Annotated in this window: 19 protein-coding genes; 18 read left to right on the plus strand and 1 reads right to left on the minus strand. The window is 30.8% G+C overall.

From position 1 onward, the window contains the following. Window positions 1-11 precede the first annotated feature (11 nt). The 5 genes from LQ668_RS07300 to LQ668_RS07320 all read left to right on the plus strand — a co-directional run bounded on the left by LQ668_RS07300 (window position 12) and on the right by LQ668_RS07320 (window position 4854). Window positions 12-803, plus strand: coding sequence for a phosphotransferase family protein (locus tag LQ668_RS07300; RefSeq protein ID WP_078357558.1), 792 nt, complete (start codon window positions 12-14; stop codon window positions 801-803). A gap of 13 nt (window positions 804-816) precedes the next feature. Continuing rightward, entirely contained in the window at window positions 817-1452 is a 636-nt protein-coding gene (gene trmB / locus LQ668_RS07305; RefSeq protein WP_078357557.1) for a tRNA (guanosine(46)-N7)-methyltransferase TrmB, read from the plus strand. 97 nt (window positions 1453-1549) lie between these two features. Further along, window positions 1550-2437, plus strand: a complete 888-nt coding sequence (locus LQ668_RS07310) for a nuclease-related domain-containing protein (RefSeq protein ID WP_203153720.1) — start codon at window positions 1550-1552, stop codon at window positions 2435-2437. 388 nt (window positions 2438-2825) lie between these two features. Then, window positions 2826-3668: a YtnP family quorum-quenching lactonase gene (locus tag LQ668_RS07315; RefSeq protein ID WP_088368998.1), complete on the plus strand. Its 843-nt coding sequence runs from the start codon at window positions 2826-2828 to the stop codon at window positions 3666-3668. Beyond that, window positions 3658-4854 (plus strand): MalY/PatB family protein, encoded by a 1197-nt coding sequence (locus LQ668_RS07320; protein ID WP_107509999.1) that lies wholly within the window; start codon window positions 3658-3660, stop codon window positions 4852-4854. The genes LQ668_RS07315 and LQ668_RS07320 overlap by 11 nt, the downstream gene beginning before the upstream one ends. Window positions 4855-5047: 193 nt before the next feature. On the opposite strand, the gene LQ668_RS07325 is transcribed toward LQ668_RS07320, so the two are convergent. Continuing rightward, window positions 5048-5362 carry a hypothetical protein gene (locus tag LQ668_RS07325; protein ID WP_078357554.1) on the minus strand — a complete coding sequence of 105 codons (315 nt, stop codon included), beginning with the start codon at window positions 5360-5362 and terminating at the stop codon, window positions 5048-5050. A gap of 80 nt (window positions 5363-5442) precedes the next feature. Between LQ668_RS07325 and LQ668_RS07330 the strand changes: the two genes are divergently transcribed. From LQ668_RS07330 to LQ668_RS07390, 13 genes are all read left to right on the plus strand, one after another. Beyond that, entirely contained in the window at window positions 5443-6519 is a 1077-nt protein-coding gene (locus LQ668_RS07330; protein WP_078357553.1) for a M42 family metallopeptidase, read from the plus strand. 87 nt (window positions 6520-6606) lie between these two features. Further along, a complete protein-coding gene (locus tag LQ668_RS07335; RefSeq protein ID WP_078357552.1) occupies window positions 6607-7389 on the plus strand; it encodes an amino acid ABC transporter substrate-binding protein in 783 nt (260 codons plus the stop codon). After that, entirely contained in the window at window positions 7370-8089 is a 720-nt protein-coding gene (locus LQ668_RS07340) for an amino acid ABC transporter permease (RefSeq protein ID WP_078357551.1), read from the plus strand. The genes LQ668_RS07335 and LQ668_RS07340 overlap by 20 nt, the downstream gene beginning before the upstream one ends. Continuing rightward, window positions 8086-8814, plus strand: a complete 729-nt coding sequence (locus LQ668_RS07345) for an amino acid ABC transporter ATP-binding protein (protein WP_107510000.1) — start codon at window positions 8086-8088, stop codon at window positions 8812-8814. The genes LQ668_RS07340 and LQ668_RS07345 overlap by 4 nt, the downstream gene beginning before the upstream one ends. 82 nt (window positions 8815-8896) lie before the next feature. Then, window positions 8897-9913 (plus strand): PTS sugar transporter subunit IIC, encoded by a 1017-nt coding sequence (locus LQ668_RS07350; protein WP_078357549.1) that lies wholly within the window; start codon window positions 8897-8899, stop codon window positions 9911-9913. Continuing rightward, on the plus strand, window positions 9910-10224 hold the full coding sequence (locus LQ668_RS07355; RefSeq protein WP_078357548.1) for a thioredoxin family protein: 315 nt from the start codon (window positions 9910-9912) through the stop codon (window positions 10222-10224). Before LQ668_RS07350 ends, LQ668_RS07355 begins: the two co-directional genes overlap by 4 nt. Before the next feature lie 155 nt (window positions 10225-10379). Further along, window positions 10380-11258 (plus strand): DUF1444 domain-containing protein, encoded by an 879-nt coding sequence (locus tag LQ668_RS07360; RefSeq protein ID WP_078357547.1) that lies wholly within the window; start codon window positions 10380-10382, stop codon window positions 11256-11258. Between the two features lie 12 nt (window positions 11259-11270). Continuing rightward, window positions 11271-11876: a YtpR family tRNA-binding protein gene (ytpR, locus tag LQ668_RS07365; RefSeq protein WP_107510001.1), complete on the plus strand. Its 606-nt coding sequence runs from the start codon at window positions 11271-11273 to the stop codon at window positions 11874-11876. After that, window positions 11860-15030, plus strand: a complete 3171-nt coding sequence (locus LQ668_RS07370; RefSeq protein ID WP_345772939.1) for a DNA translocase FtsK — start codon at window positions 11860-11862, stop codon at window positions 15028-15030. The genes ytpR and LQ668_RS07370 overlap by 17 nt, the downstream gene beginning before the upstream one ends. A 22-nt stretch (window positions 15031-15052) precedes the next feature. Further along, on the plus strand, window positions 15053-16360 hold the full coding sequence (gene murC / locus LQ668_RS07375) for a UDP-N-acetylmuramate--L-alanine ligase (protein WP_078357545.1): 1308 nt from the start codon (window positions 15053-15055) through the stop codon (window positions 16358-16360). 92 nt (window positions 16361-16452) lie between these two features. Continuing rightward, a complete protein-coding gene (locus LQ668_RS07380) occupies window positions 16453-17007 on the plus strand; it encodes a DUF948 domain-containing protein (protein WP_078357544.1) in 555 nt (184 codons plus the stop codon). A gap of 64 nt (window positions 17008-17071) precedes the next feature. Next, window positions 17072-17647 (plus strand): YtxH domain-containing protein, encoded by a 576-nt coding sequence (locus LQ668_RS07385; protein ID WP_107510002.1) that lies wholly within the window; start codon window positions 17072-17074, stop codon window positions 17645-17647. A gap of 256 nt (window positions 17648-17903) precedes the next feature. Next, a complete protein-coding gene (locus LQ668_RS07390) occupies window positions 17904-18983 on the plus strand; it encodes a bifunctional 3-deoxy-7-phosphoheptulonate synthase/chorismate mutase (protein WP_078357542.1) in 1080 nt (359 codons plus the stop codon). Window positions 18984-19233: the final 250 nt, after the last annotated feature.

Consider the following 19233-nt stretch of genomic DNA (forward strand, 5'->3'; position numbering starts at 1 on the left):
AGGTGGATAGGTTGGAACATTTTTATCAATTAGGATGGACGTTAGACTCAGCAGGTGGAGCATCTGGTGAAGCATATATGGCAGAACAAGATGGCCGCAAGCTCTTCCTAAAACGTAATTCAAGTCCTTTTTTAACAGCATTATCTGCTGAAGGTATTGTACCTAAATTAGTTTGGACTAAGAGAATTGAAACAGGAGAAGTTGTAACTGCACAGCATTGGAAAAATGGTAGAGAGTTAGTCCAAGATGAAATGAATTCTAACCGTGTTGCCAAACTTCTTAAAAAAATACATTCTTCTAAACAATTATTAAATATGCTTAAACGTATGGAAATGAAACCGATGCATCCAGAATTATTATTTAAGAAAATCAATAGTTCTTTATCTAGACATGTATTATCGAATAGGACTGTTAGAAAGGCATTGCTTTACTTAGAAGATAATATGCCTACATTAGATAGCAGATTTTATACTGTAATACATGGAGATGTTAATCATAACAATTGGTTATTATCTGACCAAGACGAACTATTTCTTGTAGATTGGGAAGGTGCGATGATTGCAGATCCTGCTATTGATATTGGCATGATATTATATACTTATGTTGATGAAAATGACTGGGTAGATTGGTTGAGCAAATATGGTATTAACGATACGCATGATTTGAAAAAACGTATGAAATGGTACACGTTAATACAAGCTATCGCTATGGTAGAATGGTATGAAGAGAAAAAGCGATATAATGATATGAATGATTGGTTAAACTTCTTGAATGAAGTAATGACAAGAAATGTATTTATATAAGGAGCTACTTTGAATGAGAATGCGAAATAAACCTTGGGCTGATGACTTTTTGAAAGATCATCCCAATTTAGTAGATGTAGATCTAAACCATCAATATAAAATGGCTGAGTGGTTTGATAAAGACCAACCAATACATATAGAGGTTGGTACTGGAATGGGTAGGTTTATTACTGAAACAGCTAAACAAAATCCTAACATCAATTATGTTGCAATTGAAAAGGACAAAAATGTTATGGTAAGAGTATTAGAAAAAGTTAAAGAAATGGAATTAGACAATATCAAGTTAATAAATCAAGATGCAAAATTATTAACTGAGTATTTTGTAGAAAATGAAGTTTCTAGAGTATATCTTAATTTTTCTGATCCGTGGCCAAAAACACGTCATGCAAAACGTAGATTAACATTCTCATCCTTTCTAGATATATATCAACACATTTTGAAAAAAGATGGTCAAATCCATTTTAAAACTGATAATCAAGGATTATTTGAGTATAGTTTAGAAAGCATGTCACAATATGGTATGTCATTTGATTATATTAACTTGAATTTACATGAAGACGAACCAGAAGATAATATTCGTACAGAATACGAAGATAAATTCTCAAGCAGAGGATTTAGAATTTATCGAATGGAAGCTAGCTTTAAATAAAATGATTAAGCTGGGACAAATTAATTTGTCCCAGCTTTTTCTTTTATTCTTTTAGTAAGTTGAATATAATAATGGTATTAAATATGGAGGTACAACAATGGACAGTCATAAATATTTATTAGCATTACAGAATAGAATTATTTTAGAAAAAATTGAAGATGAAACGAAAAATTATATTATAGGTTTAGAAGGAGAGGTTTGTATCAAAGGATTATTAGATAAGTATAAACAGTCTAACTACATATATAATCTCAATTTAAATTATAAGAATCGGGTTCAAATAGACTTTTTAGTAATTTCTGATGATACAATATTTCATTTAGAAGTTAAACATTATTCAGGAGATTACAGTATTCATGAAGGACAGTTGCTTAATGAATATGGAACTATGTTTTACACCCCTTTTCAACAAATCAAAAGAGCACATTATGAATTAAACCACGTTATAACCCACTACAATATAAACAGAGAATTAAAATCTTTTCTAGTATTTTCAAATCCTAAATTCACATTAAAAACTCATATTCCAAATAACATCAATGTTTTATTACCTACAGAATTACACAAACTTCAATATATGTTTAAAAATAATAAATCAATAGAAAATTCTCGAATATTAAAGATATTTAAAAGTAATCATAGTGATTTTTCTCATATATATAATAATGTCAATAAAATTCCAATTGAACATTTACGTAAAGGACTAAAGTGTCCACGTTGTAAAAGACTATACAAAACTACACTAGAAATTAATAAGAAATATTTAGTATGTGAAGCATGTCTTTATAAAATTGCTCGACAAAACTTGTATTTATATAACTTGAAAGAACTTTATATATGTAAAAAAGAACCTTTTACATTGAATGAAGCTCAAAAGTGGTGTCAGTTAGTAAATAGTCTAACGATTAGAAGAGTGGTAGAAAAATATTTTAAGTCTATCGATAAAAATCCCAAAAAGTATTACTTAGATAACGAAGAATTGTAAGTATAGTGATACTTAGATCACTTGAATTTATCAAGACGAGGTAAACATGATAAATAGAGCGGTTGAATTTATCAAGACGAGGCAAACATGATAAATAGAGCGGCTGAATTTATCTAGACGAGGTCAACATGATAAATAGAGCGGTTGAATATTGCAAGACGAGGTAAACATGATAAATAGAGCGGTTGAATTTATCAAGACGAGGTAAACATGATAAATAGAGCGGTTGAATTTATCAAGACGAGGTAAACATGATAAATAGAACAATTTCCACTTATCAACTGAATTAATAAATACGCTTAATACCATAAACAACTTGCCAATCTTGAAAGATGTTCATTAAATCAATTAATGATAAAATAATGATAAATGATTGGAGGGGATAATCTTGTTAAATATAGGTGATTTTAAATTATGTCCATTACAAGGTGGTATTACTCAAATGGATGGTGGTGCAATGTTCGGTGTTGTGCCGAGAGCATTGTGGACAAAAAAATATCCAGTTAATGAACTCAATCAAATACCTCTTGTTACGCATCCAATATTTGTTCAGAGTAAAGAACATAATATTATCATAGATGCAGGGATAGGTAACGGTAAATTAACTGATAAACAAAAGCGGAATTATGGAACGACTTACGAAAGTGATATAGAAAATTCTTTAAATCAATTTGGCATCACTATTAATGATATAGATATTGTTATTATGTCACATATGCATTTTGATCATGCGTGTGGACTAACAACACCAGATGGTCAATCAGTATTTAAAAATGCAACAATCTATACATCACAAATTGAATGGAACGAGCTAAGATCACCTAATATTAGAAGTAAATCAACATATTGGGAAGAAAATTATAAAGGTATTGAACATCAAGTAGTTACTTTCGTTAAAAGCATGGAAATAATACCGGGAATTACTATGCATCATACTGGTGGCCATAGTGCTGGTCATAGTGTCATCGAAATAGAAAGTGATGGTGAGAAAGCTGTACATATGGCAGATATAATGCCAACGATTGCTCATTTAAATCCATTATGGGTTACAGCTTATGATGATTATCCAATGGATTCAATTAATGCAAAAGAACGTTTATTACAAAAATATATTAAAAATGATTATTGGTTTGTGTTTTATCATGATGCAGATCATTTTGCTGTACGAATTGATGAAGAAACAAGGGGAATCAAAGAAAACATTAGAAGGGATGATTTAGTTGAAATATAATTTTGATGAAATTATTGATAGAAGAGGAACTGCCACGGTAGCTTATGAAGGGCAACGTAAAGTATACGATTACGAAAATCTTGAACCTTTCTGGATAGCTGATATGGATATTAAAACACCTGATTTTATAATTGATCATTTAAAAAACAAATTAGACCAAGCCCATTTTGGATATTTAGTTTGGAAACAAGATGAATACTTAAATGCAATTAAACATTGGTACAAAACTAGGTTTTCAGTAAATGTTCAAAAAAATGATATTTATTATGTGCCAAGTATATTATTTACTGTTACAGAAGTAATTCGTGAATTTACAAAAGAAGGTGAAGGCGTATTAATACACACTCCTTCTTATAATGCGTTTATTAATTTAATTGAAGGAAATAATAGACGTCTAGTAGAATCACCTTTAATCAAGACAGAAAATGGATACGAATTAGATAAGGCACAATTTGAGAAAATGGCGGCTCAAGATGATGTGAAGGTTCTAGTACTTTGTAACCCTCATAATCCTACTGGTAAAGTATGGACAAAAGAAGAATGTGAATTTATGAAAGAAGTTTGTGAAAAAAATGATGTATTTATCGTTTCTGATGAAATTCATATGGACTTTGTAAGAAGTGAAAAAGGATTTTATTCAATGACGAATCAAATGAAATTAGATTCTCCAATTTTAGTTGTAACTGGATTAGGAAAAACGTTTAATTTAGCGAGTTTAGCGAGTAGTTACATGATTACTAAACATAGATATTTCACATTACAATTTAATAGAAAGCTTGCCACTTATTACGGTTTAGCAGCAGCCAATACACTTGCAGTTGAAGCTGTAAAAGTAGCATATACACAAGCTGGAGATTGGGTTGATCAATTAAACCAACATATTGAAAGAAATATGGATATACTAGATGATTTTATTAAAAGTGAAATGCCAGAACAACTAACATTTATCAAGCCAGATTCTACTTATTTGGCGTGGATTGATTTTTCTAAAAGTGGATTTAATGAAAGTGAAGTACAAAAAGCGTTACAATCTGTAGGCAAAATTGCAACAGGAATTGGTAATTCATTTGAAATAAGTGAAAGTCATCACTTTAGAATGAACTTAGCATGCAGTGAGGAAAAATTGGTAAATGGTTTAGAAGCTATTAAAAAGTCATTTACCGCATTATCAAATAATAAAATTTAAAAAATTATAAAATATTTTTTAAATATTTAGTATTTTTTGCGCTGACTCCCGCGGGAAGAGCATGATTCAAAGACTACAGGCTGAGAACATGCCCGCGGAAAGCATGCGCAAAAAAACTGCCGTCAAAGTCTAGGACATTGACGGGAGTCTGACATGATGTACTTTTATGTACATCATGTTTCATTTAATAGTATTATATTTCATAAATATCAATGACTTGGCCATTAAAAGCATCAGCAATAAATTCGTAGTGTATAAGTTTGCCATTTTTATTTATAGAAATGCCACCATGAACTACTTTTGTTTCAATGCCGAATTTTTGGTAGGTCTTTGGGATATGTAAGATATAAGATGCTTCCACATTATTAAATTCTTTTTTCACTTGATTAAGTATTTCTTCGCAATTGTAGAGCTTGAACTGCTTAAAGTAAATGATAGTTGCAAGTACCCCTAATCCTGTAAAAATAGAAGAAATTAATATGACAAAGCGTAACTTATTATTTTGCATGACCATGCCTCCTTTTTTCTTAAATTTAGTTTAACACAAAGAATGTATGATAGATAAATATTTAAATAGGGAGAATCATAATGACACAAATTAGACAAGAAACATTGACTAGAATGAAAGAACTTACTGAATTACATGGCGTTCCAGGATTTGAAAGTGAAGTACGTGAATATTTAAAAGAAAAAATGGAACCATTTGTAGATGAAATAATTGGCGATAATATGGGGAGTATATATGGTATCAAAAAATCTAAAAAAGAAAATGCTCCTAAAGTATTAATAGCAGCTCACATGGATGAAATCGGATTTATGGTTACTGAAATGACAAAAGAGGGTATGTTAAAGTTCACACCACTAGGAGGCGTTTCATCAGATGTTTGGTTATCACAAACACTACAATTAAAAACTCGTGATGGTCAATATTATAATGGTGTAGTTGGAAGTATACCTAAACATTTTAGAACGGGTAAAGAATCAGGCGTTGCTATTGAAGACATGTTATTAGATGTTGGAGCAGAAAGTTTAGAACAATTAAAAGAAATGGGTATTCGCATAGGTGATACGATTGTTCCTCGTACTGATTTTGAAAGATTGACAGAAAATAGAGTATTAGCAAAAGCTTGGGACAATAGATATGGATGTCTTGTTGGACTAGAACTATTAGAGTTACTAAAAGACAAAGAATTGGATGTTGATTTATACGTCGGAGCAAACGTTCAAGAAGAAGTTGGATTAAGAGGTGCTTCTGCAAGTGTAAATCTTATTCAACCTGATTTAGCTTTAGTTGTAGATTGTTCTCCAGCGAATGATATGAAAGGTCACATCGGTTTGTCAGGTGCATTAGGTAAGGGTGTATTAATTAGAATTCTTGATCGTACGATGATTCTTTCTGAAAGAATGCGAGATTATTTAATTGAGACTGTTGAAGATAAAGAAATTGATCATCAATATTTCCAATCACCAGGTGGTACAGATGGTGGCGAAATTCACAAATCTTTAACTGGTATACCTACTGCTGTAATTGGCGTTTGTGCAAGGTACATCCACACGAGTAAAGCAATTTATGATGTTAGAGATTACTTAAGTGCAAAGACATTACTTGAAACATTAGTATTAGATTTAAGTTCAGAAAAGATTGAATATTTAAAATTTAAATAAGTCAGATTTTAGTAATTGACAGTTCATGGATTTCAGTCTAAACTATGTTTATTCCGATTAGGATACTAAGAATAGAGGGATGTATAAATGAAAAAAGGTATATTTTTAATTATTGCATTAATAGTAGTGTTAGCTGCATGTGGGAATAGTGACGATTCAAAAGAAAGTAGCAGTAAGAAAGACGACAAAAAAATTGTTGTAGGTACTGAAGGTACTTACGCGCCATTTAGTTTTCATGATAAAAATGATAAATTAACTGGCTATGATGTTGAAGTTACTAAAGCTGTAGCAAAAGAAATTGGTTATAAAGTTGAGTTTAAAGAAACTCAGTGGGATTCAATGTTTGCAGGACTTGATGCAGGACGTTTTGATATGATTGCAAACCAAGTAGGTATTAATGATGAAAGAAAAGCTAAATATAAATTCTCAGATCCATACACTTATTCTAAAGGTGTACTAGTAGTAAATGAGAAGAACAAAGATATTAAATCATTTGATGATGTTAAAGGTAAAAAATTAGCTCAAACATTAACATCAAATTATGGTAAACTTGCTCAATCTAAAGGAGCAGATATCACTAAAGTAGATGGTTTTAATCAAGCTATGGACTTATTACAATCTAACCGTGTTGAAGGTACATTTAATGATAATGTTTCATATTTAGATTATAAAAAACAAAAACCAAATGCTAAAATCAAAGCTATTGAAGGCGATGCAGAACAAAGTCAATCAGCATTTACATTTAGTAAAAAAGAAGATGACAAAAAAATCGAAGAATTCAATAAAGGTTTGAAAACATTAAAAGATAATGGTGAATTAGAAAAAATAAGTAAGAAATGGTTTGGCGATAATGTTTCAGAACCTAAATGATGAACAACTTCATGCTTTAAATGCTGCTAAACAAGCTTTTCTACCGATGTTAGAAGGTTTAGTTAAATATTCTATTCCTATAACTTTAGCTACTTTTGTTATAGGATTGATATTGGCTTTATTAACAGCTTTGATGCGTATTTCAAGCAGCAAAGTACTTAAAGGGATTGCCCGTTTTTATGTATCAATCATAAGAGGAACGCCTATGATTGTTCAATTATTCATTATCTTTTACGGTATTCCCGAAATTGGCAGATTAGCAACAGGAGAAGCGGATAATCAGCTTACATTATCACCGGTTATAGCTGCAATAATAGGTCTTTCACTTAATGTTGGTGCATATGCATCTGAAATATTAAGAGGTGGAATTATGTCAATTCCTAAAGGTCAGACAGAAGCAGCTTATTCAATCGGTATGAATTATAAACAAACAGTGCAACGCATTATTTTACCTCAAGCTATTAGAGTATCAGTACCAGCTTTAGGTAATACATTCTTAAGTTTAATAAAAGATACTTCATTACTAGGATTCATATTGGTTGCAGAAATGTTTAGAAAAGCACAAGAAGTAGCTTCTACTACTTATGAATTTTTAACTATTTATTTATTAGTAGCTATTTTATATTGGGTTGTTTGTTTCATCATTTCCGTAATCCAATCTTATTATGAATCATATATTGAAAGAGGGTATCGCTCATGATAGAATTTCAAAATATAAAAAAATCTTTTAATGACAAAGAAGTGATCAAAGGCATTAATCTTTCAGTAGATAAAGGTGAGGTTATCACTTTAATTGGTAGATCTGGATCAGGTAAAACAACTTTACTACGAATGATGAATGCATTAGAAATCCCTTCAGAAGGTACAGTTGTTGTAAATGGCGAAACTTATACTGCTGAGAATAAAAAATCTCAAATTAAAGTTAGAAAACAATCTGGAATGGTCTTCCAAAGTTATAACTTGTTCCCTCATAAGACTGCTATTGAAAATGTAATGGAAGGTTTAATAACAGTTAAAAAAATGAGTAAACAAAATGCACTTAGTGAAGCGCTACAGCTTTTGAAAAAAGTAGGATTAGAAAGTGTAAAAGATCAAAGACCACACGCATTATCTGGTGGACAACAACAACGTGTTGCAATTGCAAGAGCACTAGCAATGAACCCTAAAGTAATGCTTTTTGATGAGCCTACATCAGCATTAGATCCTGAACTTGTAAATGATGTGTTAAAAGTCATAAAGGATTTAGCTAATGAAGGTATGACGATGGTTATTGTTACTCATGAAATGCGTTTTGCTAGAGAAGTTTCAGATAGAATGGTATTTATTAATGATGGTTTAATTGGTGAAGAAGGTAAACCTGAAACGTTATTTACTCAGCCAAAAACAGAAGCATTAAAAAAATTCCTTAATGTAATAGAAGTATAATAAAAAAAGCACTTGTAATTATTTGATTTTAAATAATTACAAGTGCTTTTTTATAGTATAATCTCTTTAAGGAGTGTGAAAAATGGAGAAAGTTAAATCATTTTTTAATAGAACAATAATCGATGGCCTTAGTTACATGGCTTTAGGTCTCTTTAGTACTTTAATTGTTGGGCTAATTATAGAAACTTTAGGTCAAACCTTAAATACATATTTTGATACATCAATTATGATAGAAATAGGAAAATTGGCACAATCATTAACTGGTGCAGGGGTAGGGGTAGCAGTTAGTTATGGAATTGGTGCATCACCACTTATTATTTTCACAACAGCAGTCACAGGTATGTATGGATACGAACAAGGTGGAGCTGTAGGTAGTTATTTGGCATCTGTAGTAGCAAGTGAATTGGGCAGATTTTATTCTGGTAAGACAAAAATCGATATTATTTTGTCACCTATATTAACTCTTTTTATTGGCACTTGTATTGCGAAATTTATCGCACCATTTATAGATGCATTTATGAAAGAGTTAGGTAGTTGGATTCAATTGAGCACAGAACAACAGCCGCTATTAATGGGTATGTTCGTAAGCTTTTTAGTCGGTATAACTTTAAGTAGTCCAATTTCTAGTGCTGCTTTAGCTTTGATGCTAGGGTTAAGTGGTACTGCTGCAGCTGCTGCAACAATCGGTGGTTGTTGCCATATGATTGGATTTGCAGTTACAAGTTATAAAGATAACGGTATTTCAGGGGTAATAGCACATGGAATAGGTACTAGTAAGTTACAAATTCCAAATTACTTGAAACAACCTTTTATATTGATACCACCCGTTATAGCAAGTTTAATAGTTGCTCCAATTATGACTGTATTTTGGCCAATGGAAAATAATGCTGCTGGTGCAGGTATGGGTTCAAGTGGGCTTGTAGGTCAAATAATGACAATAAAAACGATGGGTAGTTCAACTGAGGTTTGGCTACAAATTGCATTCTTCCATTTCTTATTACCAGCTGTAATCAGTTTATTTGTTTATCAAATATTAAGAAAGTATCATATAATTAAAGATGGTCAACAAACTTTAATGATAGGAAGTGTAAAAAAATGAAACAATTAACTTCAATTGAAGAATTCAAAACATTAATTAATGAACCAACAATATTTATGTTCACTGCATCTTGGTGTCCAGATTGCCATTTTATTGATCCGGATTTACCAGCCTTAGAAGAAAAGTATAAGCAATATCAATTCGTATCTGTTGATAGAGATGAATTTATTGATTTATGTCAAGAGGTAGATGTAATGGGAATTCCGAGTTTTATAGCTTATGACAAAGAACAAGAGTTGGGAAGATACGTCGGAAAAGAACGTAAAACAATTCCACAAATCAGTTCATTTATTGATGGATTGAGTTTATAGAATAAGTGAAAAAAAGCAGGTCGAAAAAAGTTTCTTTAATTTTCGAATTACCTGCTTTTTTATTTTATTTAAGTTGATTTATATATGTTTATCACTGTTACATAGTGGTAATTTGTTGTAAACTATATAGAGGTATAAAAATAGGAGTGTTTAGAATGAATGTCTTTCAAATGAGAGATTTATTAAAAGATCGCTTGAAATCATTAGATGCAAATTTCAAGTTTGATAGAGAAGATGAAAGTTTAAGAATAGAAAGAACTGATAACAAAAAAGGGCTCTCTGTTAAATTAGCTCCAATTATTGCTAAGTATAAAGATAAAGGTGATAAAACAATTGATGAAATTGTTTATTACGTAACAGAGACAATAAATGCAATGCAAGATGAATCTACTAAAGAAATTAATAAAATAGAGATATTACCAGTTATTAGGTCTACAAGTTTCCATAAAGAAACGAAAGAAGGTATACCATTTTTAATTGATGAACATACTGCTGAGACAAATGTTTATTATGCTTTAGATTTAGGTAATACTTATCGTTTAATTGATGAATCTATGTTAGAAGAGCTTAAATTAACTAAAGAACAGATTAAAGAACAAGCATTATTTAACATCAAAAAGAAAAAAACAACTTATAAATCAGATGAAGTTCAAGGTAATACATTCTATTTTGTAAATACTAACGACGGCTATGATGCTTCTAGAATATTAAATCAAACATTTTTAAAAGATGTTTATAAAAATATTGAAGGGGAAATGTTATTAGCTACGCCTCATCAAGACGTATTAGTTATTTGTGATATTAAGAATGAAATTGGTTATGATGTTGTTGCTCAAATGACGATGCAATTTTTCCAAAATGGCCTTGTTCCAATAACTTCATTATCTTTCTCTTATACACCAGAAAAGCCTTTAGAACCAATCTTTATTTTAGGTAAAAATCATTCACGTAAGAGAAATCAAGAAGTCATAGAAAGACTTGAAAAAAACAGAGAAAAATTTAAAAATATGAAAAACAATCAAAAAAGACTTTAAGGAGTTAAGAAAATGAATTTATTTTATAACAAAAATGGCGTTGGAGATGTTCTAATGGTCACAATAGATCCTGCAACTGAAAATTTAGAATATGCATATCAAAATGATATAACAATTATTAAAAGTGAAAGTAATATTGTAGGATTTAATATATTTAATGCTTCTAAATATGTTCAGTTAGAAGGTAGTGGAAATATTAAAATTCAAGAAAAACATATTAGTAGCATACAAGATTTATTAGAAAAAAATAATATTAACTATAAACTAGAAGTTGATTTATCACCTAAATTTGTAGTTGGATATGTAACAGAAAAGACTAAACATCCAGATGCTGACAAACTATCAGTATGCCAAGTTGATGTTGATAATGGCACATTGCAAATTGTATGTGGCGCACCAAATATTGACCAAGGACAAAAAGTAGTTGTAGCTAAAGTAGGGGCAGTTATGCCTAGTGGAATGCTTATTAAAGATGCAGAATTAAGAGGTGTACCTTCTACTGGCATGATATGTTCAATGAAAGAACTTGATTTGGAAGGTGCTCCAAAAGAAAAAGGTATAATGGTATTGGATGATAGTTATACTGTAGGAACACCATTTTTTGAAGACGAAAGGTAGTGAACCTATGAGTTGGTTTGATGATATATTCGGACAATCTAAAAGTAATCAAAATAACGAAAAAGAAAAAAAAGAACAAATATCTTCCGATTACGATCCAGAAGATGATTCAACTAACGAAGAAATATACAGAAGACCTAAAGGGAAATTTAGATTTCCTATTCAAATGGAATATGAAGAACCGTCTGACGATAACTTGGGGCAATATAATCAATCAGAAAATGAACCTGATTATAAACCGAAAGAACATAATCATGACAATAGGTTTTATGATGAAAATGAAGCTTCATTCCCTACAAATAGAAGAAGACGCAGAAGAAATCAAAATAGTACGCAACAATCATTTAATAATGCATCTGGAACACATAACAAAGATGTAAATAATTATAAAAATGACAAAAATGAAAAAAATAATAAAACATCAAATCGAAATAAAAAAGCTGAAAAGTATAATGAAGATACAAAATTTCAGGAAAGATTGAATTCTTTACACCAACCGAAATTTAAGGCATCTGAAGTTCCTTCAGCTATTTTTGGCATGCGCAAACAAAAAGATGTCCCTAATAGTGGGTTAAAAGATCATAGCACATCAGATTATTTAAATGATCTTAAAAATAAGGATACTGACAACACTAAGAATGAAAACATTCAAAAAGAGCAAAATGGTGAAATCATTCAAGATGTACCTACTTATTCACAGACAGATAACACAATTAATATTGAGAATATATATGCATCTCAAATTGTTTCTGAAATTAGAAAAGAACGTGAAAAGAAACTTCAAAAGAAAAAACAATTTGAAAAAGCATTAAGAGAAAAAAGAGAACAAGAGTTAAAAAATCTAGAATCTGAAGAAGAAAAATCGCAAGTTAAAAATCAAGATTATTTCTTTAAACAACAAGCTTCATATATTAAGAATAATCCAAACGATAACTCTAATAATGAAGATGTTGATAAAGATAATACGAGCGAACTCAATCAAAGTGAATCTACTGATGATGAAATCAAAATGTCATTACAACCAGATGTAAATGACCTTACTACATATGAATTTAAAGAAATTGATTTAGATTTTGATGAAGAATCATACAGCAGTGATGAACAAGACATTGGACAAGATATGTCAGAACCATATGAAGATGAACTTGTTCATGACCAAGTATTTGAAAATGAAGAAAATGCTACTTTTGAGGAAGTAGAAGAAGTAGAAGAAAGTGATGTTTCTGAACAATCTCATCATGAGATGTCTGAACAAAGTTCTGAAGATGAACAGTTTGAAGAACAAATAGACCAGGAACATGAAGTAATTAATCCAGTAGAAGAAAATGATACTGAAGCATTAAATAATCATATAGAAGAAGCACATTCAGAAATCATAGAAGAATCAAATCATTTTGTAGAAGATGATATAAGCTTTGAAGACTTCGATGTAGTAGAAGATAGTGAACCTTCATCTGAAGAAGCGTTTGGATTAGTAGATGAGACATTACTGGAATCACCTCAAGATGAAGAAGCACAGAATACTCAAGATATTGATGATCAACATGAAAGTAATGTTCAATTTGATGAAGTTGAAAAGTCAGAAGAAAAACAAACTTATGAACCAGTACTTAAACCAAATCCAACAAGAAAATCGTCACCGTTTAATGTCTTGATGACGCCTTCAGATAAACGAAAACACCAAACATTCAAAAATGATATAAAGCGTAAAGAAAATAATGAATCTGAACAAGCTACAAAACGTAAAGGTCCTTTATTTGTACTACCTCCAGTATCAATCTTAGATGATGTAGTAGAAAAAGAGGATAATAGCGAATGGCTAGAAGACAAGAAAAAAGAATTAGATGAAGCATTTTATCATTTTAATGTTCCAGCTCATGTCGTAAATATGATTCAAGGTCCAACAGTTACAAGATTTGAATTATCAGTTGAAAAAGGTGTGAAAGTTTCAAGAATTACAGCACTACAAGACGATATAAAAATGGCATTAGCAGCTAAAGATATTAGAATCGAAGCACCAATACCTGGTACAAGTTTAGTTGGAATAGAAGTGCCAAATCAAAGTCCAAAAAAAATACCTTTAGGACAGATGATTACCTCTAAAGCATTTCAACAAGCGGAAAGTAAGTTGACAGTTGCTATGGGATTTAAGATTAATAATGAACCGTTATTAATGGATATTTCTAAGACTCCACATGCACTTATTGCTGGTGCAACAGGTTCTGGTAAATCTGTATGTATTAATGCAATATTGACGAGTCTATTGTATAAGAATCATCCGGATGAATTAAAATTATTACTTATTGATCCTAAGATGGTTGAACTTGCACCTTATAACAATTTACCTCATCTCGTAGCACCAGTCATAACTGATGTGAAAGCTGCAACAGCTAGCTTAAAATGGGCTGTTGAAGAGATGGAAAGAAGATATAAACGTTTTGCAGAATTACATGTGAGAAATATTACTGCTTTTAATAAAAAAGCAAATTACGAGCAAAGAATGGCGAAAATCATTATAGTTATAGATGAATTAGCTGATTTAATGATGATGTCTCCACAAGAAGTGGAGCAATCTATTGCCAGAATTGCACAGAAGGCTAGAGCTTGTGGCATACATATGATACTTGCTACTCAAAGACCTTCAGTTAACGTAATTACAGGTTTAATTAAAGCAAATGTTCCAACTAGAATCTCATTTATGGTATCTTCTTCGATTGACTCTAGAACTATTCTTGATGTTGGTGGAGCAGAAAAATTACTTGGTAATGGTGATATGTTGTATCTTGGTAATGGTATGAATAAACCAATAAGAGTTCAAGGTGCATTTGTATCAGATGATGAAATTGATGAAACAGTTTCAAATGTAAGTAATCAAATGAAACCTAACTATCTATTCAAAGAAGAAACATTGTTGAAAAAAGTTAATGAACAACCTAAAGATGCTTTGTTTAATGATGTTTGTGATTTTATGGTGAAAGAAGGTCATATTTCAACTTCACTGATACAAAGACATTTCCAAATTGGTTACAATAGAGCTGCTCGAATGATTGATAATTTAGAGGAAAGAGGATTTATATCTGGTTCTAATGGCTCCAAACCAAGAGATGTTTTAATTACTAAAGATATGCTAGAAGAAAAAGAAACTAACAATTAAGTACTAGAAGGAGTGACATGAAATGACATTATTTCATTTTGTTGGAATAAAAGGGGCGGGTATGAGTTCACTTGCACAAATTATGCATGATATGGGACATAACGTTCAAGGTTCTGATATAGAAAATACAGTGTTTACAGAAATAGCTTTGAAAAATAAAGGGATAAAAATACTACCTTTTGATGTTGAAAATATTAAAGAAGGTATGACAATAATTGCAGGTAATGCATTTCCGGATTCGCACCCTGAAATTGCAAGAGCGTATGAATTAGGATTAGAAGTTAAACGTTATCATATCTTCCTTGGTGATTTTATGTCTCAATATACTTCTGTAGCTGTTACGGGTGCACATGGTAAGACATCAACGACAGGGTTATTATCACATGTTATGAATGGTGATCAAAAGACTTCATTTCTAATTGGTGATGGTACTGGAATGGGTATGCCTGATAGTTCTTACTTTGCATTTGAAGCATGTGAGTATAGAAGACATTTCTTAAGTTACTATCCTGACTATGCAATCATGACAAATATTGATTTCGATCACCCTGATTATTTTAAAGACTTACAAGATGTTACAAATGCTTTCCAAGAGATGGCTAAAAATGTAAAAAAAGGTATTGTAGCATGGGGGCATGATAGTGAGCTGAGAAAAATTGAAGCAGACGTTCCTATCTATTACTATGGATTTGAAGAAGATAATGATGTTTTTGCTAAAAATATTCATACATCATCTAAGGGCACAACATTTGATGTCTATTTCAAAACTAAAAATGAACTAATCGGTACTTTTACTACACCAATGTATGGAGACCATCATGTTCTTAATGCATTAGCAGTAATAGCAGTTTGTCATTTAGAAAAATTAGATATTGCAAATATTAAAGAAGCTCTGTTAACATTTGGCGGCGTAAAAAGAAGATTTAGTGAAAGCTTTTATGATAACCAAATTTTAATAGATGACTATGCACATCATCCTAGAGAAATTAACGCTACAATTGAATCAGCTAGAAAAAAATATCCAGAAAACGAAGTTGTAGCAGTATTTCAACCTCATACTTTTTCTCGAACTGAAACATTTTTAAATGAATTTGCTGAAAGTTTAAACCGAGCAGATAAAGTATATTTATGTGATATTTTTGGATCAATTAGAGAACAACAAGGCGAGTTAACAATTCATGATTTAAAAGCTTTAATTCCAAACTCAGATTTAATTAATGAAGATACAGTTTCACAACTACAAAAACATACTAATGGTGTTATACTATTTATGGGCGCTGGAGACATTCAAAAAATTCAAAAAGCTTATGTTTCTACGTTAGAAGTTTAAAATTGATATGTTTATTATTTATTGAGTCAGGGTATTAAATATTAGTATATCAATTAAAGATTTAGTTTTATAATTATTAGGAGGCGTTCAGTATGGATTGGATATTACCAATAGCAGGAATTATTGCTGCTGTTGCATTTTTAGTAATATGTGTTGTTTTAGCACTATTCTTAATGCAACTATTAAAAACAGTTAAAGGTATTAACGAAACACTAGATGGCATTCAAGGCCAAATACAAGGTATTACACGTGAATCTACAGATTTACTTCATAAAGCAAATCGCTTAACAGAAGATATTCAAGATAAATCATTACGTTTGAATTCTGTTGTAGATGCTGTAAAAGGTGTTGGTGATTCAGTTCAAACACTTAACACTTCAGTTGATAGAGTGACTAATTCAATTACTCACAATATCTCACAAAATGAAGATAAAATTTCTCAAGTAATTCAATGGTCAAATGTTGCAATGGAAGTTGCAGATAAATGGCAATTAAGAAGAGATCGTAGAAGTAATGTATCATCATATAAAAGCGATATAAATTCTTCTAATGATTTTGAAACGCAAGTACCAAAAAACTACAATGAAAAAACAACACAAGGCGATAACTTGGATGAAGATAAAATTGGTGCAGGTTTAAAAAAATAAACTAAATGCACTTATAATCTAGATTATAAGTGCATTTCTTTAATTTAATTAGGAGGAAATAGAAATGGAAAATAAATATAATAGAGATCTATATACACATGGTTTAGAAACGTATGAAGCAGAATACGAAAAAAATACAAACGGTAGAGACTTTGTATTTGGAGTAGTATTGGGTACAGTTGTAGGTGGAATTGTAGGTTTACTACTTGCACCTAAACCAGGTAAAGAGTTACAAGGTGACTTAAGTGAAAAGTCTAATAAAATTTTAGATGACGTAAAAACAAAAACTGATGGCTTGAAAGAACAAGCACAATCTAAAGCTGAAGAGATTCGTACACAAGCTGAAGATAAAAAAGTCGAAGTAAAAGAAAAAGTTGAAGAAAAGAAAGTACAAGCAAACCAAAAAGCTGAAGAAGTTAAAACTCAAGCTGAAGAAAAGAAAACTGAAGCTAAGAAAAAAGCTGACGAAGTTAAATCAAAACAAGCTGAGAAAAAAGCTAATAAAGGCGTTGTAACAGCTGATGATGTTGCTAACGAAGAATTAAAAGCTCAAAAAGGTGCTATTAAATCAGAAGTAGAAGATGAAGATTTAAAAGGACCAAAAACAGTTGTAGAGAAAAAATCTTTCGATAAAAAATAATAGTTAGTAAATACTAACATTTAGAAGAGGCTGGGACAAATTAATTGTCCTAGCCTTTAATCATTATTTTGGACTGTTCTGCTCCTTTTTATATAACTTAAAGTATAGTATAATAGTTTGAATAATAAGAAATTTTTAAAAAATGAAATGTTAGGGTTGAATAGGCGCTTTTAAATTGTTATACTAACATCTAATTACTTATATATTTTATCGCTTTAAAGTATGTGAGTTAAATTGTTTACACGAGGTGAATAGGATGTCAAATGAATTAGAAAGTTTAAGAGAAAGAATTGAAGGTATTAATGATGAAATATTAGCTTTACTACAAGAGCGTGGTACTATAGCTAAAAAAATAGGTGAAGAAAAACGTAAACAAGGTACTCAAGTATATGATCCACAACGTGAAAAAGAAATGTTGAATCATTTAATTGATAACAATGAAGGACCATATAACGACAATACTATTAAGCAATTATTTAAAGAAATCTTTAAAGCATCAACAGACTTACAAAAATCAGAAAATGAAAAACATTTATATGTTTCTCGTAAGTTGAAACCAGAAGATACAATTGTACAATTCGATAATGGAGCTATTATCGGTAATAATAAAAAATCATTCGTATTTGGTCCTTGTTCAGTAGAATCACAAGAACAAGTTGACACAGTTGCTAAAGACTTAGCAGATAGAGGAGAGAAATTCATCAGAGGTGGCGCATTTAAACCTCGTACTTCTCCATATGATTTCCAAGGTTTAGGTGAAGAAGGATTAAAAATTCTTAAAAATACTAAAGATAAATACGGTTTAAATGTTGTAAGTGAAATCGTTAATCCATCTCACTTTGAAATGGCTGATGAATATTTAGACGTATTCCAAATCGGTGCAAGAAACATGCAAAACTTTGAATTATTAAAAGAAGCTGGTAAAACGAATAAGCCAATTTTATTAAAACGTGGATTATCAGCTACAATTGAAGAATTCATCTATGCAGCAGAGTACATTCATTCTCAAGGTAATAGTAATATTATTCTTTGTGAAAGAGGTATTAGAACATATGAAAAAGCTACAAGAAATACATTAGATATTTCAGCAGTTCCAATTTTAAAACAAGGCACACACTTACCTGTAATGGTAGATGTAACGCACAGTACAGGTCGTAAAGATATTATGCTACCTTGTGCTAAAGCAGCTTTAGCAGTTGGAGCAGATGGTGTTATGGCAGAAGTTCATCCTGATCCATCAGTAGCATTAAGTGATGCAGGACAACAAATGGACTTAAATGAATTTGATTCATTCCATAAAGAAATCGTTCAAGCAGCAAAATTATACGAAAAATAAATGTGATATAGTATTTCTATTCTCAATAAACTCTTCCAATCCGAAAGATAACACTTTGGGTTGGGAGAGTTTTTGTATTTATGTCATATGTTCATTCGTTTTCTGAAAAAGAATGAACAATTTACACTTTAAGAGATTTTATTGGAGCAATTATATCGACAACACTGTTATAATCTTTTATAATTGGTAATTGTGAGTTCGCTTTCATATATTTTGAAAACATTATGAAAACGTGCTAGAATGTACTAGA

Source organism: Mammaliicoccus sp. K-M42, assembly GCF_022386375.1.
Lineage (GTDB): Bacteria > Bacillota > Bacilli > Staphylococcales > Staphylococcaceae > Mammaliicoccus > Mammaliicoccus fleurettii.